Source organism: Kribbella sp. NPDC056951, from assembly GCF_042674205.1.
In the GTDB taxonomy this organism is placed as follows: Bacteria; Actinomycetota; Actinomycetes; order Propionibacteriales; family Kribbellaceae; genus Kribbella; species Kribbella yunnanensis.
In genome coordinates this window covers 45,788-70,587 of record NZ_JBHUQZ010000019.1, presented here as the reverse complement: position 1 = coordinate 70,587, position 24,800 = coordinate 45,788, and the positions used below count along the sequence as shown (strand labels likewise).

The window sequence follows — 24,800 nt, the reverse complement described above, 5'->3', positions numbered from 1 at the left end:
CGGATGTTGCTAGCGTCCGAAGCACAAGAATGCACAGATTGGAGCTGTCGTGAGCATTACACCGGTAAAGGTGGCCGTCACCGGAGCCGCCGGGAACATCGGCTACAGCCTGCTGTTCCGGATCGCGAGCGGTGCCCTGCTCGGCCCGGACACCCCGGTGGAGCTGCGGCTGCTCGAGATCACCCCGGCGCTGAAGGCGGTCGAGGGCGTCGTCATGGAACTCGAGGACTCCGCCTTCCCGACCCTGGCCGGCGTCGAGATCGGCGACGACCCGAACGTCATCTTCGACGGCGCGAACGTCGCCCTGCTGGTCGGCGCCCGGCCGCGGACCAAGGGCATGGAGCGCGGTGACCTCCTCGAGGCCAACGGCGCGATCTTCACCGGCCAGGGCAAGGCACTGAACGACCACGCCGCCGACGATATCCGGATCACTGTCACCGGCAACCCCGCGAACACCAACGCCCTGATCGCCCGCAGCAACGCCCCGGACATCCCCGCCGAGCGCTTCTCCGCACTCACGCGGCTGGACCACAACCGGGCGCTCGCGCAGCTGGCCCGCAAGGCCGGCGTCCACGTCACCGACCTGAAGAAGCTGACCATCTGGGGCAACCACTCGGCCACCCAGTACCCGGACATCTTCCACGCCGAGGTAGCCGGCAAGAACACCGCCGACTTCACCGCCGACACCGACTGGCTCGAGAACGACTTCATCCCGACCGTCCAGAAGCGCGGCGCCGCCATCATCGAAGCCCGCGGCGCCTCCTCGGCCGCCTCCGCCGCAGCCGCCACCATCGACCACACCCGCGACTGGCTGAAGGGCTCCGCCGACGGCGACTGGCTCTCCATGGCCGTCGTCTCCGACGGCTCCTACGGAGTCCCCGAAGGCCTCATCTCCTCCTTCCCCGTCACCACCAAGGACGGCAACTGGGAAATCGTCCAGGGCCTCGACATCAACGACTTCTCCCGAGCCCGCATCGACGCCTCCACCGCCGAACTAGCCGAAGAACGAGACGCCGTCCAAGCCCTGAACCTCCTCGGCTGACACGGACACCGCCTCCGGCGCAGCCTCCACCGGGATCCCGCCGGCCGTGATCCCGGCCAATACGTGGTCATCGAACGAAGCCCTCGCCCCGGCGGGGGCTTCGTGCTTCCACCCTCAAATGCACTCGGCGCCTCGGGCGGCTCAGGCAGCTTCGAATGCGGCCGGATTCGTGGGTGCCGGGCCCTCGCCGCTGCGGCCGGCTTACAGAGGGGTGTGGCTAGTGCGGGCGGGTGGCTGAGGGGGATGGCGAGGACGGCGATCGAGTGCCCGTCACCTAGGGCTGACGGGCTTCGGTTGCGGTTGAAGACGAGGTTGCCAATTAGGTGACCGCCGCGGGTGGTTCGGCCACTGCGCGGAGCCTCTTGGGCTCAAGCGGCTCGTTTGGCCGGTGTGGGGAGCCCGTTGCGCCCGGGCGGCTGGTGTTGGCCGGTGCGGGGAATGTATTGGGCCCGAACGGCCCAAGATGCACCCCACACTCCACCTCCCGTTGCGAAATGCGCGACCGACGACCATCCACGGATGATCACTGCCACAGAGAGCCTGTTGCGGTGGTACTCATATCCGGCTCTTCTGACCTATCCGTGGGTAGTTCGGCGTGGCCGCGCCGAGCAGTTGCTGGGGGTGTGAACAGGACATGGTGGCCTTGAACAAGGCATGACCTGTTCAAGGGCCCGGCGTGGGGTATGCACCCCCGAGTTGTGTCCCGCCGACTCCCCGGAACGGACCTGCGCCTGTGTCCAACCTCCTCCGGCCAACTCCCCTCGCACCGGTCTGCACGGTGGCTTCGCTCGCCGTCTAGTAACAGCCGGCCGGGTGTCGAGTGGAAGGAGATTGCCGCTAGAAATCGATATCCAGCTGCAGAGTTCTTTCAGTCGGCGACGCACTCCCCACATTCGGCGATCACACCGGCCGAGCCCGGCGATCGCAGGTGCCCGCCGGCCTGACAGACCCGCGAGCTACCCACGGATGGGTCAGGAGAGTCTCATAGCGGCAGTAGGTATCCGCAAAGCGTCGTTTCGCCTTTGGGTGCTGGTGTTTGGGGAAACTTCTCGTCACATGCGGGCCACATATGTTCCACACAGCTCTCGTACAGCAACCAAAGCCCGTCAGCCCCAGGCAACCTGCACCCAGTCGCTACCTCGCCAAGCAGCCCAGCCACAGATCCGCCCCGCCGCACCACCTCTGTGAGCCGGCCGCAGCGGCGAGGGCTCGGCACCCACGCTCCAGGCCGCAGACCAGCGCGCCCCAGCCACCGACCGCCGTACCGAAGTTGACGAAACCCGCCGAGGGCGGATCCACCGGGGAGGCTGCGCCGGAGGCGCCAAAGGTCTGTCGCCGCCGGAGGCGGTGTCGTTGGGGCGGCGGCAAATGGAGCCGCCGCCGAAGGTGGTGTCCTTCGGCGGCGGTGGGTGGGGTTACTTCAGGTGGTAGGCGGAGGTGGTGGATTGGTTGGTGGTGTTGCCGGCTTGGTCAATGAGGTGGGCTCTTAGGGAGATGGTGGTGCCGGCGGGGGTGGTGAAGGTGGCTTTGTAGCCCTTGGCGGTTCTGGTCACCTTGGCGGTGGTCCAGGTGGTGCCGTTGTCGCCGGAGACCTCGACCTTCACGGACTTGAGGTGTTTGGCGCCGTCGATCACCAGCGGGAGGGTCGTCACCTTGGTGCGCGCAGCCCGGTTGTGGGCGTCGACCGGGGGCTGGAAGCGGGCTGTCATGATCGGCAGCTGGGTCCAGGTGGTGGTTGCGGTTGAGGTGAAGGTTGCGTCCAGGTCGACTCGGGTGGCGAAGGGTGAGACCGACTGGGTGCCGGTGGTGACGAGCTTGTACGTCGTCTTCTCCGCCGGCTGGTCGCTTGCTTCGACGGACCCGAAGCGGTTGGATGTCGCGACCTGCTCGCCGTTGCGGGTGAGGATGCTGCTCCCCGAATCGATTTGGACGGATCCTCTTGCACCGCTGGCGTCACCGTAGTTGCCGACGTACACACCGAGGTTGTTGCCGATGCGCGACGTACCGCCGGCCGGGCCGAAGGCTGCCACGTTCAGCTGCTCGTGGTAGGTCCGGCCTGCCTGGTAGTTCTTTAGTTGACCAGCGAGCTGCCACCTGGGTCGCGCGAACGGATCCTCCGGCGACGCTGCCTCCTCGATGTTCGTGTTCCAGCCGGCTTTCGCGTCGACGTAGTACCGGATCGATCGTGGCGTGTCGAGGTAGATGGCTCGTGCGCCGGACCAGCCGACGCCTTCCAGGGCCGGGAAGATGAACGCGATTGCCCGCCGGTCGGTCGTCGCGTGCGCCTGGGTGTCGACCACCGCGAGGTCCTTCGGCCGCACGGTCCGGTTGTACCCGGTGGGGAACTCGCCCAGCTGCCGTTCCGCCAGGGCGTACAGATACGGAGTGTTGAAGAAGAAGCCCTCCTCGCCTCGAACACCCCACTGCGACGCGATATGACCGATCATCTCGGCTTCCGTCAGCTTCGGGCCGGTGCTGTACGTGAACATCTCGCCGTTGCCGAAGCCGCTTGACTCGTTGCTGTATCCCGCGTTCACGCCCGGCTTCGTCCGGTCGTAGCCGATGGCGGACGTGGCCTGCTCGGCACCGGCCTTCGGCGCGTTGGTCACGACCGGCTTGGCCAGCCGGGCGTCGAGCACGACCGTGCGATCGGCGTCGACCTGTACCTGCGGTGCGACCAACTGGAAGAAGATCCAGTCCTCCTCGCCCCGTTCGAACTCCTGGAACTGGCCGACCAGGTATTCGCCCGCCGGAAGCTTGGCCTTGACCACGCCATCGGCGTTGGGGTCGAACGACAGCAGCTCGCCCTTGTCCACGGCATAGACCTTGACGGGGTAGTCGGACGGCTTTCCGTCGCGAGCGAGGGTCTGCACGGTCAGCGTGTGCGACTCGACCTCCTTGTCGGCACCGACCGGTACGACGACCGTCTGGCCGCCGCCCGTGGCCGTGATGCGACCGGAGTACAGGCCGTCCGGCCCACTGTGGTTCGTCTTCGAGGTCGCTTGCACAGAAGCGGTTCCGCCGGCCGGGACCGTCACGGTCGGCGCACTGAGCTGCAGGGCATCCGCCGGAGCGGCCGCCCCCGTGCCGTCCTTGTACGTCGTCGCCAGGTTCAGCGTGATCGGCTGATCGCCAAGGTTTCGGTACGTCAGCGTCTTCACAACCGGCTCGTCGTCGGTGTGCGGGTAGGTCGCCAGACCGAAGGACAGACTGCCCTCGGAAGCGACCACGGTCTGCTTGATCGCAGCCGCGACATCGATCCGCCCGGCACCCTGCTGGAACGAGGTCTGATCGGCGGCCACCTTGGCCGAACCCATCAGCGTGCTCTTCAGCTCACCTGCCTTCCACGACGGGTGCTCCTGCGCCAGCAATGCCGCGGCACCAGCGGTGTGCGGGGTCGCCATCGACGTACCGTTGAGTCGCAGGTACTGATCCCCAACCGGCTCACCGATCGAAGAGTTCTTCGCCTTGGCCGCAACGATGTCCACACCCGGCGCAGTGACGTCAGGCTTCACCGCGCTGTCACCGACCCGCGGGCCGATGCTGGAGAAGTAGGCCAGGCCGTCCTGCTTGTCGACCGCACCAACGGTCAGCGCGGCTTCGGCGCTGCCCGGCGACTCGACCGACCCGGCGCCGGCCAACCCACTGTTGCCAGCGGCAACGACAAAGAGGGTGCCCGTCTCCGCGGTCAGCCGGTTCACGGCTTCCTCGATCGGGTCGATCTCCGGGGTGTCCTCACCACCGATGCTGAAGTTGACGACCTTGGCCTTGACCTCCTTGGCCGCCCACTCCATCCCGGCGAGCATGTCGGACTCGTAGCAGCCCTCCTCGACGCAGATCTTGCCGTCGTAGATCTTCGCGTCCGGCGCCACGCCCTTGTACTTGCCGCCCGAAGCCGCGCCCGTCCCGGCGATCGTCGACGCGACATGCGTCCCGTGACCGATCACGTCCTCGGCCGACTCGGTTGTGAAGTTCTTCGCCCCGGCAACCTGCGTCGCCAGATCCGGGTGCGTCGCATCGACTCCGGTGTCCAGTACGGCGACCGTCACGCCCTTACCGGTGTATCCCGCGGCCCACGCGGCCGGTCCACCGATCTGCGGCACCGACTCGTCCAGCGTCACCTTGCGCTTGCCATCCAGCCACAGCTTGGCGAACCCACCGGCCGATCGAGCCGTCGGCTTGCCAAGGAAGGCAGCGGCCTTCGATTTGTCCACGTCGAGCGCCGCGCCCTTGATCGACGGCAACTGGCGCGTCACCTTCGCCCCGACCGGCGTGCTCCGCTTGGCCTTGCCGTCGTACGTCGCCAGGACGGGGATCACCTTCGACGACGCGTCGTCGTACCCGGCCTTGATCAGCCCGGTCACATCGAACAGCCGCGGATCCAGCCGTCCCTCGCCGACCGCCTTCACGGCGTCGGCCGGGATCACATAGGAGTGGTCCTTGGTCCGCTCCTTCTGGAAGACCATGTCCTCGCGGCCCGGTCCGGCGTACACGGTCTGCTTCGCCGGATCACCGCCATGCAGCACAACCCGGTCACCGGTGATCAGCGTGACCTGCACATCTTTTCCACCAAGCGCCGCCGGCGCGGCGGGTGCCGGTGCCGGCGCTGCCACCGCCTGCCCGCTCAAGCCAGTCAATGCAAGACCCGCGACAGCCAGTACGGCGATCGCGGGTCTCGTCCTCGAACTCCGAGTCACGACGGGTCCTCCCCAGGGGTTTCGGATGAGCTCTCTGCAGCCGAGACGTCAGAAACCCTCCGTGGGGTTGCATCAACCGGACTATTCCATCCTCATCGAATCCGGTACGCGTTGATCACGGTCTGGGTGGCCGTTCCGCCGTCGCGGTCCTTGACCGTGGAACGGAGCGAAACGACCTTGCCGGCCGGCGTCCGGAAGACTGCCGAGTAGCTGCCGCCGACCCCCGGTACGACGATCGCCCGCTGCCAGGTCTTCCCGGCGTCGGCGGAGAACTGCACGGCCACCGACTCGATCGGCGCCGGCTTCGCTCCCGGCTGGTTGACCACGGTCAACGGCAACGTGGTCACCGTCGTCCGCGGCACCGAGTTCAGAGCGTCGACGGCCGGCTGGAAGTGCACGTCGCGCAACGGCAGCACCACCTTCGCGTCGCCGGTGTTCTGCGAGGCGAACGTCCACACGTGGTCGACGCGAGTCCCGAGCTGCGACTTGCTGCGTTGCACCGAGGTCTCCAGCCGGTACGTCGACTTCTCGGCCGGCGCGTTGTCCAGCGAGATCTGCCCGGCCACCGACTCGGACGCGACCAGCTTGCCGTTGCGGTACAGCTTGGTCCACTCGTCCTCGGCCCCGGTGAGTCCAGTCCCGGCATGCCCATCGGCGTCGGTGAGCGGGAACATGAACAACGCCAACTCGTTCCCGGTCCGGTAACTGCTGTCGCCGCTCTGCAGCCCGGCGTTGACCACCGAGCGACCCCACCGTTCGCCGTACTGCTGACCCGGGTTCGACTTCGGGCCTTCCGAGGTGAGCGACCACAGCTCGTCGTCGTTACCGCCCTCGCGATGCAGGTAGCTGACATTCCCGTCCCACGAGATCGCACCGCCGCCGTCACGGGCCTCGACGAAGTGCGTCGCGGTCACAGGCCCGTCGTACTCGACTCTGATCCCGGCCGTGCTGCCCCCGGCGCCCGGCAGCCAGCCGAACCGCTCGTCGGTCACGATCCGCCCGGCGACATCGACGGCGTACTGCGACTGGATCCGGCCGAGCTCAGCCTCGCGGACGGTCCGCCGGTAGCCGGTGAAGTAGGTGCGCTTCCGACTCTGCACCAGGTTGTAGTCGTACGGCGCGTTGCGGTTGTCACCGGCCTTGCGCTGCACCACGAAGCGCGAGTTGATCGTGGCGGTGAATCCGTCCAGCGGCGCTCCGATCGATCCGACGTACAGCTTGTCGAGGTTCTGGGTGGAGATGTTGCCTTCCCAGAAGAAGTCCTTGCCCTCCCAGTGGTAGTCGAACTGCGCCTCGACCAGCGCGGTGTTCTTGCGCGGCATCGTGAACGCGGCCGGTTTCGCCTTGCGTGCATCGACGGCGAGTGTCATCGCCCGATCGACCGTCAGGTTCGGCCAGAGCAGCTGGTACAGGCGGTCGCTCGTGTCACCGAGCAGGCCCTCGACCAGGTAGCGGCCGCGCGGGATCCGGAGCTTCGCGACGCCGTTCGCATCGGTCGGCACCTCGATGATCTTCTCCTGGTCCAGCGAGAAGATCCGGGTGTAGTTCTTCTCGGTGCCTTTGCCGTCGAGCATCAGGTGCCGCACGGTGACGTTGTAGCTCTCGATCTCCTTGTCCGCAGCCAGCGGCGTGCCGACGCTGACACCCTTCGCGGTGGCGACGACGCGACCGGAGTACAGGCCGTCCGGGCCGGAGTGACGGGTGTCGGAGGTGACCGTGACGGCGGCAGTACCGCCGGCCGGAACCGTGAGCTTCCGCGCGCTGAGCTTGAACGCACCGGCCGGTCCGGGCTTCCCGCCGACGGTCGAACTGGTCTGCAGCAACAGAGTGACCGGCTTGGTCCCGAGATTGCGATAGGTGAGCTTCTTGGCGATCGGCTTGTCGTCCGCGTGCGGCCACAACGCCGTACCGAAACCGATGCTGCCCGGGACCGAGACCACCGAGTCGGTGATCGCCCGCGCGACATCGATCCGCCCCGAGCCCTGCTCGAACACCGACTGACCGGGCAACTGCTTCGCCGTCGCCATCAGCGCTGCCTTGAGCTCAGCTGCCTTCCACTTCGGGTGCTGCTGAGCCAGGATCGCGGCCGCGCCGGCGACGTGCGGCGTGGCCATCGACGTACCGCTCAACTGCAGGTAGTTGGTACCGACCGGCGTACCGATCTGCGAGTTCTTCGCCTTGGCAGCAACGATGTCCACCCCAGGCGCGGTCACATCGGGCTTGATCGCCGACCCTTCCAGCAACGGTCCACGGCTGCTGGTATCCGCGAGAACGTCCTTCTTGTCGACCGAACCAACGGTCAGCGCGGACGCCGCCGTACCGGGTGAGCGGACGGTTCGGCCGTCCGGCCCTTCGTTGCCTGCTGCAACGACAAAGAGTGCACCGGTCTTGGCGGTCAGCCGGTTGACCGCAGCCTCGATCGGGTCCACGCCAGGCTCGTCCCAGATGCCCAGGCTCATGTTGATCACGCGAGCCTTCTGCTGGACCGCAGCCCACTCCATCCCGGCCAGGATCGCCGAATCCGAGCAGCCGCCTTCGCCATCGCAGATCTTGCCGTCGATCAACCGCGCGCCCGGCGCAACTCCCTTGTACTTACCCTTCGATGCCGCCGCAGTTCCGGCAACCGTCGAGGCGACGTGCGTCCCGTGCCCAAGCGCGTCACCGGCCGGCTCCTCGGTGAAGTTCTTGCTGGCCACGATCTGACCCTTGAAGTCCGGGTGGCCGGCATCGATCCCACTGTCCAGGATCGCCACCGGCACCCCCTTGCCGGTGAACCCCGCCTTCCACGCCGCCGGTACGCCGATCTGCGGCACACTCTGGTCGAGTTGGGTCTGCCGCTTGGCGTCCAGCCAAATCGTGCCGCCCGCAGAGCGAGCCCTCATGCCGGTGAGGAACGCACCCGCCGACGCCTTGTCCACCTTGGCCGCCGACAACCCCGACCCACCAAGCACCGGCCCGAAACTCGTCCCCCGCAACGCCGCACGCGGTCCCGCCGACTCCACCAAGAGCGGAATCGCGGAGGTGTGCGCGTCGTCGTACTGCATCGCCAGCAGCCCGGTGATGTCGAACAACCGCCGATCCAACCGCCCCTCGGCCACCGCCTTCGCCACATCCAGCGGGAGCACGGTCAACCGCCCGTTCTCCCGCCCGATCCGGAACATCGCCCCCTCGCGCTCCTTGCCGGCAGTCACGGTGACCTTCTTCAGGTCCCCACCCCGCACCACCACTCGGTCCCCGGTAATCAGTGTCACCACCCGATCCGGAGCCGCCGCTTTCACAACCGGTACCCCCACCGGCTGTGGCGCCGCCTGCGCTCCCCCGCCCGCCCCCATGGCGACAAGCGCCGCGGTCACCCCCACCGCGACGCCTGCCACCATCCAGCGCTTGCCCGTCAACTTCATCCGTATCTCCCCAGTCCCGGCCGTCGGAACCTAAGACGACACAGCCCCCACCGAGGTTTGTCCCAATCTCCTAACGCAACGGATAAGCCCTGATCGTCGTCAGACCCTTGACGTCGAACAACCGCCGGTCCAACCGACCGCCGGCGAGATCGCGCTGGACGTCCGACGGTACGACGTACAGGCGGTTCTTGGTGCGGTAGGTGTTGAAGGTGATGTGGCTGCGGCCGGGGCCCGGCCGGACACTCGCCTGATTGTCGCGCACGGTGACGCGGTCGCCGGTGACGAGAGTGACCTGGTGCATTTGCTTCAAAGCCGACTGGGGCGCGGGCTTCGGTGGAGGTGGCGTGGGCGCGCCGAACGCTGCAGGGCGCCGCGACCGGGATGGTCGCGACGCCCTGTTCGTTCAGCTGTGCTGCTAGCGCAGCGGGTAGGCGCCGATCGTGGTCTGGTCGGCGGTGTTGCCCTGGGCATCTACTACGTGGGCCTTCAGGGAGATCGTCTTGGCACCCTTCGGGGTGGCGAAGATCGCCTTGTAGGACCCGTGGCCGGCCGGGACGACGGAGGCCTTGTGCCAGGTCTTGCCGTTGTCGCCGGAGACCTGGAGCTCGACCTTCTTGACGGCCGGCACCGCGCTGCCCTCCTGGGCGAGCAGGGTGAACGGCAGGACGCTGACCGGCTTGCGGTCGGCGACGTTGTGCTTGTCGACCTTCGGGTGGTAGCCGACGCCGACCAGCGGGATCTGGGTTTCCTCGGCGGTCTTCGCCGAAGAGAACGTCCAGGTCAGGTCGGTCCGGGTGCTGAACGCGGAGTACGTCTGCCGCGTCATCGACGACTGGAAGGTGAACTTCGCCTTCTCCGGCGGCAGGCCCTCGGCGAAGGCCTCACCGAAGTACTTGGACTCGGCGACCACCTTGCCGTCGCGCAGCAACTTGCTCCACTCGGAGTCCGCCCGGGTGGCGCCTTGGTTGCCGTCGGCATCCGTCAGGCCGTAGGCCAGCACCAGCAGGTCGTTCCCGGCCCGGCCGGCGAAGGCCGGAGACGGCGTGAAGGCAGCAGCGTTGAAGCGCTCCTGGTACTTCTTGCCGGCCTGGTACTCCCGGAACGGCGACCGGAGCTGGGTGATCGTGTCCGGGAACGGGTTCTCCGGATCCGTGCTGGGCACGATCTCGCTGATCTGGGTGCTCCACTGCGCCGGCTTGTCGTCGGCCAGCAGCTTGGTCGTGGCCGGCTGGTCGTACTCGAGGATGATGGCCCAGCCACCTGCCGAACCGAACACGACCCGCTCGACCTTGCGGTCACTCGCCGCGTTGATCTGCTGGGTGACCTCGGCGAGTTCCTTCGCCTGCACGTTCCGGATCAACCCGGTCGGGAAGACGCCGGGCGTGCCTTCACCCTGGGCATACAGGTACGGCGAGTTGTCGAACCGGCCCTCGCTGTTCTTCTTGGCCCACTGTGAGCCGACGAACCCGGTGAGCTGCTCGGGCGGCAACGCCGGACCGATCTGCGCGGTGTTCACATTGTCGAAGTCGAACAGCAACGCCGATGAACCCAGCCCGCTCTGACCGTCGGGCGTGTACCGCTCGTAGCCGACCGATCCGACCGCGAGCGACGCCCCGGCGTTCGGGACGGTCACCTTGACCGGCTTGGTGAGCCGGGCGTCGAGGTCGGTGCTGGCGTCCCCGGTCAGCTGCAACGCGGGCTGCACGACCTCGTAGAAGGACCCCTTCTCCGGGTCGTTCGGGTCGACCAGGAAGTTGGAGGCCTCCAGGTGGTAGCCACCCTTGGGCAGCCGCAGGCTGAGCTCGTCCTTGTCGGTGTAGTAGAAGTTGAACGAGTGGTCGTCGAGACCCAGGACGACGATGAACGGCGGGAGCGGCTTGCCGTCCGGACCGCTCGTCTTCACCTTCAGGTTGTAGCTCTCGACCTCCTTGTTGACACCGATCCCGGAGACCACGGAGGTGTCACCACCAGTTGCGGTGACCCGACCGGAGTACGCGCCGTCCGGTCCGTTGTGCTTGGTGTTGGAGGTCGCCTGGACCGAGGCGGTGCCACCGGCCGGAACCGTGACGGAGTTCGCGCTCAGCTGCAACGAGCCTGCCGGAGCGGCCGCACCGGTCGGGTCGGTCAGCGTCGCCGCCAGGTTCAGCGTGACGGGCTGGTCGCCCAGGTTGCGGTAGGTCAGCGTCTTGGTGACCGGCTCGTCGTCGTTGTGCGGCCAGACCGCGGTCCCGAACGACAGGTTGCCCGGGTCGCTGACCACGGTCTGCTTGATGCCCTTGGCCACGTCGATGCGGCCGGCACCCTGCTGGAACGTGGTCTGGTCGGCCGCCGGCTTGGCGGAACCCGTGATCGCCGACTTCAGCTCACCCGCCTTCCAGTTCGGGTGCTGCTGGGTCAGGATCGCCGCGGCACCCGCGGTGTGCGGCGTCGCCATCGACGTACCGCTGAGACTCAGGTACTTGTCGCCGACCGGCGTACCGATGGAGCCGTCCTTCGACCGGGCAGCCACGATGTCGACACCGGGCGCGGTGACGTCCGGCTTGACCGCACCGTCACCAACACGCGGGCCGACGCTCGAGAACTCGGCCAGCTTGTCCTGCTTGTCGACCGCACCGACCGTCAGTGCAGCCTCCGCACTCCCCGGCGATCCGACGCTTCCGGCACCAGGGCCACTGTTGCCGGCGGCAATGACGAAGAGCGTCCCGGTCTCCGCGGTCAGGCGGTTGACGGCCTCCTCGAGCGGGTCGATCTCCGGTGAATCCGCACCGCCGATGCTGAAGTTGACGACCTTGGCCTTGACCTCCTTGGCCGCCCACTCCATCCCGGCCAGCAAGTCGTCCTCGAAGCAGCCGAACGCTTCGCAGACCTTGCCGTCATAGAGCTTCGCGTCCGGTGCCACGCCCTTGTACTTCCCACCCGACGCGGCACCCGTACCAGCGATCGTCGACGCGACATGCGTCCCGTGACCGATGACGTCGTCCGCCGACTCGGTGGTGAAGTTCTTGGCCCCGGCCACCTGCGTCGACAGGTCGGGGTGCGTCGCGTCGATGCCGGTGTCCAGTACGGCGACCGACACGCCCTTACCGGTGTAGCCGGCCTTCCAGGCCTCCGGCGCACCGATCTGCGGTACGGACTTGTCGAGCAGCAGCTCGCGCTTGCCGTTCAACCAGATCTTCTCGATCGCGGTTGCCGAGCGAGCGTTGTTGCCGGCACCGGCCAGGAAGGCGGCAGCCTTGCTCTTGTCGACGCTCAGCGCCGCACCGTTGACGACCGGCAGCTGGCGGGTCACCGTCGCTCCCGGTACGGCGGCTCGCGTCTTCGCCTGCCCGGCATAGGTGACGATCACGGGGATCGCCTTGGACGACTTGTCGTCGTACTTCATCTTGATCAGACCGGTCACGTCGAACAGCCGCCGGTCCAGGCGCCCGCTCGCAACCTGCTGCCGGACGTCGGACGGAACGACGTACAGGTGTCCCTGCACCCGGTAGCTGCCGAAGGCGATCCCGTGCCGGCCCGCGCCGGGCTCCACGGTCGCCTTGCCGTCCCCATGAACGGTGACCCGGTCCCCGGTCACCAGGGTGACCTTGACGGCGGCCTTGTTGGCTTGGGCCTTTTCGGCCAGTGATGTCGGTCTGGGTTGAGTAGCCGATGCCTGGGCGATGCCCGACAGGCCGATTCCCAGGGCGGCGATCGAGGCGACGGCGGCAACGCCAATACGCCTCGATCGTGGTGTAGATACCACGATGAGTCCCTCCCGTTTCGGTTTGTCCTCACGTGGCCCACCTGCCCTCCTCACAGAGCGGAGCCGGTGGGCCACTACCGGTAGATGTCCGGTCTAGCCCATTCGGTTGCACGAACCAGAGGACATGGCAGGAACCTGCAAGAAGAGTGACCACCCGTTCACCCTCCGCAGTGGGTTGGAATCACCGCAACGGATACGCGCCGATCGTCGTTTCCTCGGTCACGAACCCGGCGGAGTCGACGATCCGCGCCTGCAGCGAGACCGATCGAGCAGCCTTCGGGGTCACGAATGCTGCCCGGTAGCCACCCCTTCTGTCCGCCTGCACCGACGCTTTGCTCCAGCTCTTGCCGTCGTCACCGGACACCCGGATCTCCACACTCCGGATCTTCGGCAGTACCCCGTCACGCTGCGCCTCCAGGACGATCGGGAGCACCGTCACCGGCGTCCGCTCCACCACGTTGTCGATCCCGACCTTCGGCCGGTACCGGATCCCAATCGCCGGCAACTGTGTCTTCCGATCGGTTGCCGCCGAGGTGAATGTCCACTTCCGATCGGTCCGGGTGCTGAAGTCGGACCACGTCTGCCGGGTCAGCGAGCTCTCCAGCACATACGTCGCCTGCTCCGCCGGCACCCCTTCGACGTAGATGTCGCCGTACAAGCCCTCGGCGATCACCTCGCCGTTGCGCAGCAACCGGCCCGACTGCGTGTCGATCCCGGTCTCCCCTTTGTTCCCATCGGCATCCATCAGCGTGTAGTCGAGGATGTTCAGGACATTCCGATCGCGGAAGGCCCAGACGGGCGCGGTCGTGAACACGGCGGAGTTGATCCGCTCCCGGTACGACGTTCCCGCCCGGTACTCGCGGTACCGCGACCGGAGGTCGGTCGCCCAGTTGCCGGGATCGTCCGGATGAATCTCCTCGAAGCCCTTGCTCCACACGGCCGACCGACCGCCCAGCAGCAACCGGACGGTCCGCGCCTGATCGAACTCGAGCGCCTTCCCGAAGCTCCAGGACATCCCGGGCGCCATGCCGTACGCACCGAGACGGGCCTTCCGGTCATTCGTCTTGTTGAGCTGTACGTCGACCGCGGCGAAATCCCGGTCCGTCATCGCCCGGTCCAGGCCGGTCGGGAATCCGCCGGGGAAGCCGTCGAAGTGGCTGTAGACGTACGGCGCGTTCCGGACCTGCCCGTCGGTACCGGGCGGAGCCCACTGCGCAGCAAGGAACCCGGTCATCGTGCCCGGCTCTGCCGACGGACCGACCTGCCCGGTGTACACAGGGTCATAGGAGGCGCCGAGCGACATGGAGGTCAGCCCACCCTCGGCGTCGGCCGCCGCCTTGCGCACGTAACCGACGGTCGCCGAGAGGACCTTGGCCTCAGGGCGCGGCACCGTGATCGTGACCTTCTTCGCCTTCCGCGCGTCGAACACCACTGTGCTGTCGCCAGTTAGGTTCAGCCGAGGCTGCACCATCCGATAGCTACGCCCCGTGGCCTCAGGGTCGGTCGGGTTCGGAATGAACTGCGACGTGTCGAGCAAGTACTCCCCCTTCGGCAGCCGGAAGCTGACCGGCCCCGGGTTCGGCCACATCGCGGTCGTACGGTCACCGGTTGCGACGTTGTAGGCCATGACTTCCTCGAAGGTGCCCGGCTTCCCGTCGGGATCGATGACCTCGGCCGTGACCGTGTGGTGCTCGACCTCCTTGGTGACCGCCAGCGCAGTCGCCACCGTGGCGCTGCCGGCGGTAGCAGTGACGCGACCCGCGTAGGCGCCGTTCGGCCCGTCGTGCTTGGTGTTGATCGTCACCTGCACAACAGCTGTTCCACCGGCAGGCACAGTGACGGATTGTGTGTTCAGGTTGATCGCTCCGGCGGGCGCGGGCTTGCCGTCCGGGCCGGTCAGTACGGCGTCGAGCTGCACAGTGATCGTTTGATCGCCGGTGTTGCGGTACGTCAGTGGCTTGGTGATCGATTGATCATCGTCATGCGGATACCGAACAACACCGAACGACAGGCTGCCCGGTTCGGCGAACACCTTCTGCTGGACGGCTTTCGCGACGTCGATCCGGCCTGAACCTTGCTCGAACAGCGTCTGCTCGGCGGCCGGCTTCGCGGATCCCATCAGCGCGGCCTTGAGGACTCCGGCATCCCAGTCCGGGTGCTGTTGAGCCAGCAGTGCGGCGGCGCCCGCGACATGCGGGGTGGCCATCGACGTCCCGTTGAGTCGTAGGTAGCGATCACCGACGGGAGTGCCGATGACCGACGTACTCGACTTGGCGGCGACGATGCCGACGCCCGGCGCGGTCACATCCGGTTTGAGACCGCCGTCACCGACGCGCGGGCCGCGACCGGAGAACTCGGCCAGCTTGTCCTGCTTGTCGACCGCGCCCACCGTCAGCGCGGCATCGGCACTCCCCGGCGAACCGACCGTCCCGGCACCCGGCCCTTCGTTGCCTGCGGCAACTACGAAGAGCGTGCCGGTCTGCGCAGTGAGCCGGTTGACGGCCTCCTCGAGCGGGTCGATCTCCGGGGTGTCGCCACCACCGAGGCTGAGGTTGACGATCTTGGCCTTGACCTCGGTCGCCGCCCACACCATCCCGGCGAGGATCGCGGAGAACGGGCAGTCGCCGTGATCGTCGCAGACCTTGCCGTCGTAGATCTTGGCAGCCGGCGCGACGCCCTTGTACTTGCCGGCCGACGCGGCCGCCGTACCGGCGATGGTCGAGGCGACGTGGGTACCGTGACCGTTCCGGTCACCGTCATCGGTGTCGGTGAAGTTGCGCGCAGCAACGACCTGGCCGGCCAGATCCGGGTGCGAGGTGTCAACGCCGCTGTCGAGTACGGCGACTTTGACATCCTTGCCGGTGTAGCCGGCCTGCCACGCGGTCGGTGCACCGATCTGCGGGACGGACTCGTCCAGGCTCAGCTTCCGCTTCGCGTCGAGCCAGATCTTCTGTACGCCGGCCGTCGTCGTACCAGTCAGGAATGCGCCGGCCTTGGCCTTGTCGATCTTCAGCGCGACGCCGTTCAGCACTGGCAACTGCCGGGTGACGGTCGCGCCGACGACGGCTGCGCGGGACTTGGCCTTCCCGGTGTACGTGACGACAACGGGGATCGAGGGCGTCGACCGGTCGTCGTACCCGGCCCTGATCAGCGCGGCAACGTCGAACAGTTGCCGGTCCAACCGGCCGGCGGCGAACTGCCGCCCGAGGTCGGACGGCAGCACCTCCACCTGGTCCTTCACGATGCGAGTCGTGAAGCGCACCTTCTCGCGGCCGGGCCCGGGATCCACCGAGACGCGCCCCTCGCGCAGCGTGACCCGGTCGCCGGTGATGAGGGTGACTTGCCCGTTGAGCTGCCGTACCTCGGCCGCCGGCTGAGCTGGTCGCCCCTGAACCGGCTGGCTGATCGCCGGCTGGCTTTGGGCCCGTTGAGCTTGGGCCGGCTGGCTCTGCGCCGGGAGGCCGAGTGTTGCGATCGCGACGACGGCGATGACGCCGTACCGTCTCGATCGTGGAGCGGATGCCACGATGGGTCCCCAATCGGTTGTCTTGACCCATCTGTGTCGTGAACAACCGGCGGGGTTCCCTCAGCGGGCGAGGGCTTGCGCGATGAAGCCGGACTCCTTCAGTTCCTCGACGACGCCGTACAGGTAGGCGACGGTGTCCGGGTGGCGGGTCTTGAGGGTGCCGACGGCCTGCCGGATCTCCATGAAGGGGTCGTCGATCATCCGGAGGTCAGGATGCTCGGCGACGAACTGGGTGACCGGTTCGCGGATGCCGGCGCCGGCCTCGAGCCCTTGGTCGACGAAGACGTCGACGCCCTCGGCACCGCGGACGATCGTGGCCTGCTGGACGGTCCGGCTCAGGTGCAGGTCGTACGCCGAACCCTCCTTCACGCCGATCCGGATCCCGGGACCGTCGACATCGGCGACCGTGGTCAGCGCCGAGTCCTTGCCGACCACGTAGACACCTTCGATGACGACGTACGGCTCGGTGAACGCGACCTGGTCGGCCCGAGCGGGGTCGACGGCGAGGAAACAGAGGCCCGCCTGGCCGGTCACCATCGCCTCGAACGACTTCCGGGCCGCGTCGAAGCAGACGAACTCGACCGGTACGTCGAGCCGGCGCGCAATCTCGCGCGCGATGTCGACGGTCACGCCCCGCGGCTCATCAGGTGTCCCCTGCGCCAGGACCGGGTTCCCCAGGTTGATCGACGCCCGCAGTACGCCGGTCGGTGCCAGATCATCACGCACATTCGTCATACCGGCGACCCTACCGACGAGTCGTAACGACGAGATTTGGTAGGGACATTGTGTAAATCGTTGGAGCGGCTCTACTGTGAGCCCACTTGTCCCTTGACCGCCCGTTGGGGAGTGGAATGAAGCGTCGAAGTATTGGGCTGTTGGTTGCCGCAGCGACCGTGCTGGCGGGAACCACCGCCGTACCGGCCGAAGCACATGGCAACGAGCAGCGCGTGGTGGGCTACTACACGCAGTGGAGTGGGTACGACCGGAACTTCCTGGTCAGTGACCTCGTGAAGAACGGGTCGGCCGCGCGGCTGACTCACATCAACTATGCGTTCGGGTTCGTCGACGAGCAGGGGAACTGCTACAGCAGCGACCCGTGGGCCGATTTCCAGCGGCCGTTCAGCGCCGAGCAGAGCGTGAGCGGAGTTGCCGACCAGCCTGGTCAGGCCTTGAACGGCAACCTCAATCAGCTCAAGCAGTTGAAGGCGAAGTACCCGAAGCTGCGGATCAGCATCTCGCTCGGCGGCTGGACCGGCTCGAAGTACTTCTCGAACGCCGCACTGCCTTCCGTCCGGGCTGCTCATGTGAAGTCCTGTACGGATCTGTGGATCAAGGGCAACCTGCCCGGTCTGCCGGCCGGCGCCGCGAAGGGCATCTTCGACGGGATCGACCTGGACTGGGAATGGCCGGCCAGTGAAGGCAACCCGGGCAACGTGATCCGGCCCGAGGACAAGCAGAACTTCACCGGTCTGGTTCATCAGTACCGTAAGGAACTGGACAAGCTCTCGTGGCCGTTCAAGGGCCGCTACAACCTGACCGCATTCCTCCCGGCGGACCCGGCTCAGGTCGACCGGGGATTCGAGGTTCGCAACGTCTTCAAGGACCTGACCTTCGGGACCACGCAGGGGTACGACTACCACGGCGCCTGGGACCCGCAGACCAACCAGCAGTCCTCGATCGACGGGCCGGCGGGTGATCCGACAGCCACCGAGTTCAGCTCGCAGGTCACCATCGACGCCTACCTGCAGCGCGGTGCGCCGCGCAGCAAGCTGGTGATGGGCGTGCCGTTCTACTCGCGCGGCTGGACCGGCGTGACGAACGCGAACAACGGTCTCTTCCAGAACGCCACCGGCCCGGCGCCGGCGACGTACGAGGCCGGCTACGAGGACTACCGGATCCTGAAGTCGAAGCTGTCGTCGTTCACGGTCCACCGCGACACCAAGGCCGGCTTCGCCTGGCTGTTCGACGGGACCACGTTCTGGACCTGGGACGACCCGACCGAGATGAAGCGCAAGGCGCAGTACATCTCGCACCGCAACCTCGGTGGCGCGATGATCTGGTCGCTCGACGGTGACACAGCAAATGGGGAGCTCATTTCGGCGTTGCACCGTAATCTTCGCTGAGTGGATCTTCAACGCTTGATGGACCGGTTCGGCGCTTCGGCCGCCGAACCGGTCCTGCTCGGTATGTCTGGAGCGACCGTCGTTCGGCTCGTTCGGCGGGGCGAACGGCTCTACTACAAGACAGGTGAGGGTCCGCTCGTCACCGCGATCAGCGACGAGGCGGACCGGATGGAGTGGCTCGCCTCGGTCGGCTTCCCCTGCCCACAAGTCGTTGATCGCGGCAACAATTGGCTCTTGACCGCCGAACTGCCCGGTCGCGACGCGTCGCAGCCCTGGCCCGAGGCCGACCGCCCGGCCGTGATCGCCGCACTCGCGGAGGGCCTGCGACAACTGGACGCCTTGTCCGGCTGCCCGTTCGACTCGCCCTTCCCCGGTACGGCGACTGCCGTGACCCATGGCGATTACTGCGCGCCGAACGTCTTCGTCGACCCCGAGACGCTGAAGTTCACCGGCGTACTCGATCTCGCCCGACTCGGCAGCGGCGATCGCTACCTCGACCTCGCTTTGATGGTGAACAGCCTCTCCAACGGCCTGAACCCGCAGTACGGCGGACCGTTGGCCGCGCGGGCGTTCGTCGCGGCGTACGGCGGGGACTTCGACGACCCTCGGCTCCAGTCCTACATCACACTGGACCAATCGGGCGCCTTCGATGCGCGGAACGACCTGCGGTAGGCGCTCGGCGTCGTACCGACTGCTTTCTGGAAGCGGCGGCGGAGGTTGGTTGCCGAGGACAACCCGGTGTGGCCGGCGATGGTTTCGATCGGGAGGTCGGTTTCCTCCAGCAGGGCACGGGTTCTGGCGATCCGCTGGGCGAGCAGCCACTGACCGGGCGCCGTACCGAGTTGGTCGGTGAAGCGGCGGGCCAAGGTTCGCGGCGAAACGTTGCAGCGGGCGGCCAGATCGTCGACGGTGATCGGCTCGGCGAGGTGGCCGGAAACCCAGTCCAGTAAGGCGGCCAGCGATTCGCCGGGCGGCGGTTCCTCGTCGGCGCGGTACTGGACCTGACCGCCTTCGCGGTGTGGCGGCATCACCATCCGACGCGCGATCCGGGCGGCGTACGCGGCGCCGTGATCGTTGCGCACCAACTGCAGACAGAGGTCGTATCCGGTACCGGATCCGGCGCTGGTCGCGATGTCACCGTGGTCGATGTAGAGCACGTCGGGATCCACCTGTACGGCGGGGAATCGGTCCTGCAGGTTGTCGCAGTACCGCCAGTGCGTGGTGATCCGGCGGCCGTCGAGCAGGCCGGTCGCGGCCAGCGCGAAAGCGCCCGAGCAAATGCTGACGAGTCGCGCGCCTCGGTCGTGCGCTCTTCTCAGCGCGCGCAGTACGGCGGGCGAGGGCTCTCTGTGGTTGGGGAGCCAGCCGGGGATGACGATGGTGTCCGAATGATCGAGTGCGCGGAGACCGCGTGGGGCCACCAGGTCGAAGCCCTGCACGGTTCGGATCGGGCCGGGGCGTTCGGCGCAGATCGTGAACCGGTAGCGATCCGCACTGAAGACACCGGCCACACAGCCAAGCTCGAAACTGCCTTGCGGGGCTGAGACGAGGGCCACCACGCGATGAGGGCTCATGGCAGAAAAGTACCCGTTCGGGACTATTCAGACACTGGGTTTGCCGGCGCCGTTTGATCAGTATTGACGGTATGGAATGGATTTCGGCAGCAGACGTCCCCGCCCGCGAGCTCTTCCCCGGCATCCGGCTACGGACGCTTTGGAAGGGCGGTATCGCGTCGGCGCACCTGCTGGAGATGGAACCGGGGTCGTCGTGGGAAGGCATCGACGTCCACGATCCTGGTCCGGAGGAGGTCTTCGTGGTCGATGGTGTGTTCAACGACGGCGAGCGCGACTATCCCGCCGGGTCGTTCATCCATGCTCCGGCCGGGTCCTCGCACGTACCGCAGTCGGCCGTGGGCTGCACGTTGTTCCTGTTCTACCCCGAGGGCTGACCGCTACCTCGGCCGCCGCAGGCTCTGTCCTGCTGTAGTTCAGTTGGACTGGTGAAGCTCCGTGCCGAGACCGTGAACCGCCGGGATCGACCCGAGCTTGCCGGCCTGGAAGTCCTCGAACGCCTGGACCACCTCGGCCCGCGTGTTCATCACGAACGGCCCCGCCATCGCGATCGGCTCGCGAATCGGACGTCCGCCGATGACCAGTACGTCGAGGTTCGGCTCCGCCTGCGGCTGGTTGACGGTGGCCGCCGTACGGATGGTGTCGCCGGGACCGAAGACGGCCAACTGGCCCTTGCGGAACGGACGCCGCTCGGCGCCGACCGTGCCTTGACCGGCGAGAACGTAGACCAGCGCGTTGTAGTCCGGCTGCCACGGGAGCACGAGCTCGGCACCCGGGCTGACCGTCGCGTGCACCAGGCTGATCGGCGAGTACGTCGAACCCGGTCCGTCGTGGCCGTCGACCGAGCCGGCGATCACGCGGACCAGCGAGCCACCGTCATGCGAGGACAGCAACGCCGAGTCGCCACCACGGATGTCCTGGTAGCGCGGTGCCGCCCACTTCTGCGCCTTCGGCAGGTTGACCCACAACTGCACGCCATGGAACAGACCGCCGCTCGCCACGAGGTGCTCCGGCGGGGTCTCGATGTGCAGGAGGCCGGATCCGGCGGTCATCCACTGGGTGTCGCCGTTGGAGATGACACCGCCGCCACCGTTCGAGTCCTGGTGCTCCATGATCCCGTCGAGCATGTACGTCACGGTCTCGAATCCGCGGTGCGGGTGCCACGGCGTGCCCTTCGGCTCACCCGGTGCGTACTCGACCTCGCCCATCTGGTCCATGTGGATGAACGGGTCCAGATCCTTCAGATCCACGCCCGCGAAAGCCCGCCGTACCGGGAAGCCCTCGCCCTCGTAACCACTCGGGGCAGTCGTCACGGACCGCACCGCCCGCTCCCGCGCGACGGCCGGGTCCGGCTGGTGGATGCGGGGCAGCACAGTGATGTCGCTGACGGTCACGGCGGGCATCTCGGGTCTCCTCTGGGCTAAGTAGTTCAAGAATAAACTATCTACCCGAACCGCGGCAAGGGTGGGCGCTATTCCCCGGCCTCCACATGGCAGACTCTTGCCTCGTGACCGCGCAGATTCTGGATGGCAAGGCGACGGCGGCGGCGATCAAGGACGAACTGAAGGTCCGGGTCGCGAAGCTGGCGGAGCAGGGTGTGGTTCCCGGGCTGGGAACGATCCTGGTCGGCGACGACCCCGGCAGCCGGGCCTACGTCGCCGGCAAGCACCGCGACTGCGCCGCGGTCGGCATCGCCTCGATCCAGGTCGAGCTCCCGGACACCGCGACCCAGGAAGAGATCGCGGCCGAGGTCGCGCGGTTGAACGAGGACCCGGCGTGTACCGGCTTCATCGTCCAGCTCCCGCTGCCGAAGCACGTCGACACCAACACCATCCTCGGTCTGATCGACCCCTTGAAGGACGCCGACGGCCTGCACCCGGTCAGCCTCGGCAAACTCGTCCTCGGCCAGGACGGCCCGCTCCCCTGCACCCCGAAGGGCTGCGTCGAGCTGCTCCGCCGGTACGACGTACCGATCGCCGGCGCCCACGTGGTCGTCGTCGGCCGCGGCGTCACCGCCGGCCGCCCGATGGGCCTGCTCTTCACCCGCCGCTCCGAGAACGCCACCGTCACCCAGTGCCACACCGGCACCATCGACCTGGCCGCCGTAGTCCGCACCGCCGACATCGTCATCGCCGCCGCCGGCTCGGCCGGCCTGATCACCGCCGACATGATCAAGCCCGGCGCCGTCCTCCTCGACGTCGGCACCAGCCGCTCAGCCGAAGGCAAGATCGTCGGCGACATCGCCCCCGAGGCCCGCGAAGCCGCTGCCTGGATCGCCCCCATGCCCGGCGGCATCGGCCCGATGACCCGCGCCATGCTCCTCACCAACGTCGTAGAAGCCGCCGAGTCCACCGCCACCCCGAAGCGAGCGTGACGTGCTGATGGCCGGCGAGGCTCAGCGCCGTACCACCGAATGGCCCCTGGCCCTCTCCCTCCTGGTAGCCGCCACCGGCCTCGTCATCCTCACCTTCTACAACTGGCGCAACGGCACCCTCATCTTCGCCGCCGCCCCCGGCGTAGCAGCCCTCCTCCGAGCCACCCTCACCGACCGAGCCGCCGGCCTCCTCCACGTCCGAGGCCGCATGTTCGACACCGCGTTCCTCCTCCTGACAGCCGCCGCCATAGCCGGCCTAGCCCTCATCGTCCCCAACTAACGTCCCTCCCCCCGCGTGCTACGCAGCCGCTCCTCCGTCGCGTCAGCTACGCGCGCTGCCCGCCCGCCCTCAGCTCCCTTCCGGGCGGCGCGCTCATCGCGCGATCGACCACCTGGCGTCGCTAGGCACCCGACGGACTCGCACCGGCGATCAACGGATTCGCAGCCACGGACCGGCTGCGGTCGAACTGACCGTAGAGGCGATCATCACCGTTTTACGATGCTCACCCGTTACTGTGTTGTTGTGTTGAATGTCGACTGGGGTCTCGAAACCCCCGCTGCCGCGCCTGGCGGGGAGCGGTTGCCATTGGCAGCACCCGATCTTCCGGAAGTCATGGAATTGCTTCGCACGGGTTGGGCCCTTGCGCCCGACGAGCCGATGTGGGTCTTCCTGCCCGCGGTATGGCCGAGCACACATCGAGTATGGGTTGCTGATCGTTCGACGCGTTGGGTCGAGCATTCGCGAGATGGCGTCGTAGTCGAGCGCGTGCCGTGGTCCGACGAACTCCACGCAGAGGTGGAGGCGGATCATAATGAGCTGTTGGCACAAGCTGGGATCCCAGCACGACCGGTCGGCCGGTTATGGTTGCTGAAGGCACCATCGAAGCTCGCGTCGGTTCAAAAGGTCCTGGAGTTGGTACTTGAACCGTCATTGCAACCCGGCAGCCCACTGCTGCCGAGTTGCAATGCAGAATTCGTTCGTCACACCCAACAAACAGTGAGTGCGCTGTTCGAGGTCTAGCTCATTGCGATCAGGAACGCCTGTCGCCAGTGGCTACGGGTTTGGTGTCCAAGGAACCTGGTAGTACTTGCAGTTTGGACCACACTGGCGCCAACGACCGGTGTGGATCGTGCCAGTGCCGAACGTTTGGGGATATCCGTCGGCCTTGAAACTGCCATGCAGGTCGTCGTGATAGGTCGTGTTGTTGGACAGAGCACCGCTCAGCTGTTTGTAGGTGGTCGCTGAGGGGGCCCATGACCTCTGGCTGGTGGAAGAGATGTTGGAGAAGTCGAGCTCCGCGTTGCCACAGAAGCCATCAGGACCGGTCCGGTTGATGCGGCAGTCGGCCCAGAAGAGGTTCGGTCGGATCACCGGTCCGCTGTCCCAGATGATCAGGCCGCGCCACCGCGGATAGGCTCCGTTGAACGCCTGCCGGACAATGAAGTCGATATTGCCGATAACACCGTCACCATCTCCGTACGCCCCATTGCCCTTCACTTCAGCGATGTAGTCACTGATCTTGCGAGCACAAACTGTTCCAAACTCGCACCAGGAGTCGTAATCGTCAGCCAGGACTCCGAACTCGTCTACCGCTCCTTGTTTCGAAATGGTCGGCGACGCAGTCATTTGCACTCGCCCGGACCCGATTTGCTTCTCTTCCGTGCGGGTTCCTCCGCCGGCCTTCGGGTACTGCGCTGTCAATGTGCCGCCCATGCACATCCAGGCCACCGCCGCCGAGCGCTCAGCTGCGGCGATACAGGCCCGCTGGTCAGCGTCATTCAAGCGAGGGCTGGGTTCTGAGAGCGGACCAGTTGCCGTCGCGGACGGCACTTGCAAGAGCCCTACGGCCAGCAGACAAATGACAAATAGTGCAATCTTCTTACGCCTCACAACTTCCCCCTAAAGCAACCATATTCCGGCTCGAGATACCTTGGCAGCGCATCCGTCACCGCTTATGCGACCCTTCGGCCACCACAAGAACGTCACCTGGTCCCTGAACGGGTCCTCCGGAATCGTATTTTCATCGAAACCCCACTTCGCATACCCCGTCAATCACCAAGCACCTGCACGTTCCTGCAAAATGCAGCGTCCTTGAAGGGACAGTTCGTGTGCCAACACACGCGGTCTGCGTGTACCGCTCGCAGAGGAGATCGTCCACCTTCGCGACGGCAGGTGAGTCCGCTGCTGAAGCCGGTGGTGGTGATCCAGTCTGGCTTTGCCAGGTCGCCGTCGTCGAGCCACTCGTCGCCCGTCTCGTCGCGGTGGTGGCCGCGATGCTGACCCAGGAGGCAGGGATCATCTGTGCGCGGATCGCGCCCGTCAC

Annotated in this window: 16 protein-coding genes; 7 read left to right on the top strand and 9 right to left on the bottom strand. The window is 66.8% G+C overall.

Going from position 1 to position 24,800, the window contains the following annotated elements; genetic code table 11:
- Nucleotides 1–49: 49 nt before the first annotated feature.
- On the top strand, nucleotides 50–1,042 hold the full coding sequence (locus tag ACFTSF_RS39915; protein WP_344156715.1) for a malate dehydrogenase: 993 nt from the start codon (nucleotides 50–52) through the stop codon (nucleotides 1,040–1,042).
- Nucleotides 1,043–2,457: 1,415 nt separating this feature from the next.
- Here the strand turns inward: ACFTSF_RS39915 and ACFTSF_RS39910 are convergent.
- The 6 genes from ACFTSF_RS39910 to ACFTSF_RS39885 form a co-directional block, all read right to left on the bottom strand.
- On the bottom strand, nucleotides 2,458–5,739 hold the full coding sequence (locus ACFTSF_RS39910; protein WP_380160613.1) for a S8 family serine peptidase: 3,282 nt from the start codon (nucleotides 5,737–5,739) through the stop codon (nucleotides 2,458–2,460).
- A gap of 92 nt (nucleotides 5,740–5,831) precedes the next feature.
- The gene (locus ACFTSF_RS39905; protein ID WP_380160611.1) at nucleotides 5,832–9,140 is read right to left on the bottom strand and encodes a S8 family serine peptidase; all 3,309 of its coding nucleotides are present in this window, start codon (nucleotides 9,138–9,140) and stop codon (nucleotides 5,832–5,834) included.
- 70 nt (nucleotides 9,141–9,210) lie between these two features.
- A complete protein-coding gene (locus ACFTSF_RS39900; protein WP_380160609.1) occupies nucleotides 9,211–9,441 on the bottom strand; it encodes a hypothetical protein in 231 nt (76 codons plus the stop codon).
- A gap of 114 nt (nucleotides 9,442–9,555) precedes the next feature.
- Nucleotides 9,556–12,882 carry a S8 family serine peptidase gene (locus tag ACFTSF_RS39895; RefSeq protein WP_380160607.1) on the bottom strand — a complete coding sequence of 1,109 codons (3,327 nt, stop codon included), beginning with the start codon at nucleotides 12,880–12,882 and terminating at the stop codon, nucleotides 9,556–9,558.
- Nucleotides 12,883–13,063: 181 nt separating this feature from the next.
- Entirely contained in the window at nucleotides 13,064–16,408 is a 3,345-nt protein-coding gene (locus ACFTSF_RS39890) for a S8 family serine peptidase (protein ID WP_380160605.1), read from the bottom strand.
- A gap of 60 nt (nucleotides 16,409–16,468) precedes the next feature.
- The gene (locus ACFTSF_RS39885; RefSeq protein ID WP_380160603.1) at nucleotides 16,469–17,143 is read right to left on the bottom strand and encodes a transporter substrate-binding domain-containing protein; all 675 of its coding nucleotides are present in this window, start codon (nucleotides 17,141–17,143) and stop codon (nucleotides 16,469–16,471) included.
- 116 nt (nucleotides 17,144–17,259) lie between these two features.
- On the opposite strand from ACFTSF_RS39885, the gene ACFTSF_RS39880 reads away from it, so the two are divergent.
- Both ACFTSF_RS39880 and ACFTSF_RS39875 read left to right on the top strand, forming a co-directional pair.
- Nucleotides 17,260–18,531, top strand: a complete 1,272-nt coding sequence (locus ACFTSF_RS39880; RefSeq protein WP_380160601.1) for a glycoside hydrolase family 18 protein — start codon at nucleotides 17,260–17,262, stop codon at nucleotides 18,529–18,531.
- Entirely contained in the window at nucleotides 18,532–19,203 is a 672-nt protein-coding gene (locus tag ACFTSF_RS39875; protein WP_380160599.1) for a phosphotransferase, read from the top strand.
- Here ACFTSF_RS39875 and ACFTSF_RS39870 read toward each other — a convergent pair.
- Complete coding sequence (locus ACFTSF_RS39870) at nucleotides 19,149–20,105, bottom strand: helix-turn-helix domain-containing protein (protein ID WP_380160597.1); 957 nt, start codon at nucleotides 20,103–20,105, stop codon at nucleotides 19,149–19,151. The genes ACFTSF_RS39875 and ACFTSF_RS39870 overlap by 55 nt on opposite strands.
- A 71-nt stretch (nucleotides 20,106–20,176) precedes the next feature.
- Between ACFTSF_RS39870 and ACFTSF_RS39865 the strand changes: the two genes are divergently transcribed.
- The gene (locus tag ACFTSF_RS39865; RefSeq protein ID WP_344156685.1) at nucleotides 20,177–20,479 is read left to right on the top strand and encodes a cupin domain-containing protein; all 303 of its coding nucleotides are present in this window, start codon (nucleotides 20,177–20,179) and stop codon (nucleotides 20,477–20,479) included.
- A 39-nt stretch (nucleotides 20,480–20,518) separates the two neighbouring features.
- On the opposite strand, the gene ACFTSF_RS39860 is transcribed toward ACFTSF_RS39865, so the two are convergent.
- Entirely contained in the window at nucleotides 20,519–21,505 is a 987-nt protein-coding gene (locus tag ACFTSF_RS39860) for a pirin family protein (protein WP_380160595.1), read from the bottom strand.
- A 104-nt stretch (nucleotides 21,506–21,609) separates the two neighbouring features.
- Between ACFTSF_RS39860 and ACFTSF_RS39855 the strand changes: the two genes are divergently transcribed.
- From ACFTSF_RS39855 to ACFTSF_RS39845, 3 genes are all read left to right on the top strand, one after another.
- Nucleotides 21,610–22,476 carry a bifunctional methylenetetrahydrofolate dehydrogenase/methenyltetrahydrofolate cyclohydrolase gene (locus ACFTSF_RS39855; RefSeq protein ID WP_380160593.1) on the top strand — a complete coding sequence of 289 codons (867 nt, stop codon included), beginning with the start codon at nucleotides 21,610–21,612 and terminating at the stop codon, nucleotides 22,474–22,476.
- A 7-nt stretch (nucleotides 22,477–22,483) separates the two neighbouring features.
- Nucleotides 22,484–22,756 carry a DUF3017 domain-containing protein gene (locus ACFTSF_RS39850; protein WP_380160712.1) on the top strand — a complete coding sequence of 91 codons (273 nt, stop codon included), beginning with the start codon at nucleotides 22,484–22,486 and terminating at the stop codon, nucleotides 22,754–22,756.
- 219 nt (nucleotides 22,757–22,975) lie between these two features.
- A complete protein-coding gene (locus ACFTSF_RS39845) occupies nucleotides 22,976–23,497 on the top strand; it encodes a DUF5956 family protein (RefSeq protein WP_380160591.1) in 522 nt (173 codons plus the stop codon).
- A 33-nt stretch (nucleotides 23,498–23,530) separates the two neighbouring features.
- Here ACFTSF_RS39845 and ACFTSF_RS39840 read toward each other — a convergent pair whose 3' ends face one another.
- Complete coding sequence (locus ACFTSF_RS39840) at nucleotides 23,531–24,367, bottom strand: hypothetical protein (protein WP_380160589.1); 837 nt, start codon at nucleotides 24,365–24,367, stop codon at nucleotides 23,531–23,533.
- Between the last annotated feature and the right edge of the window lie 433 nt (nucleotides 24,368–24,800).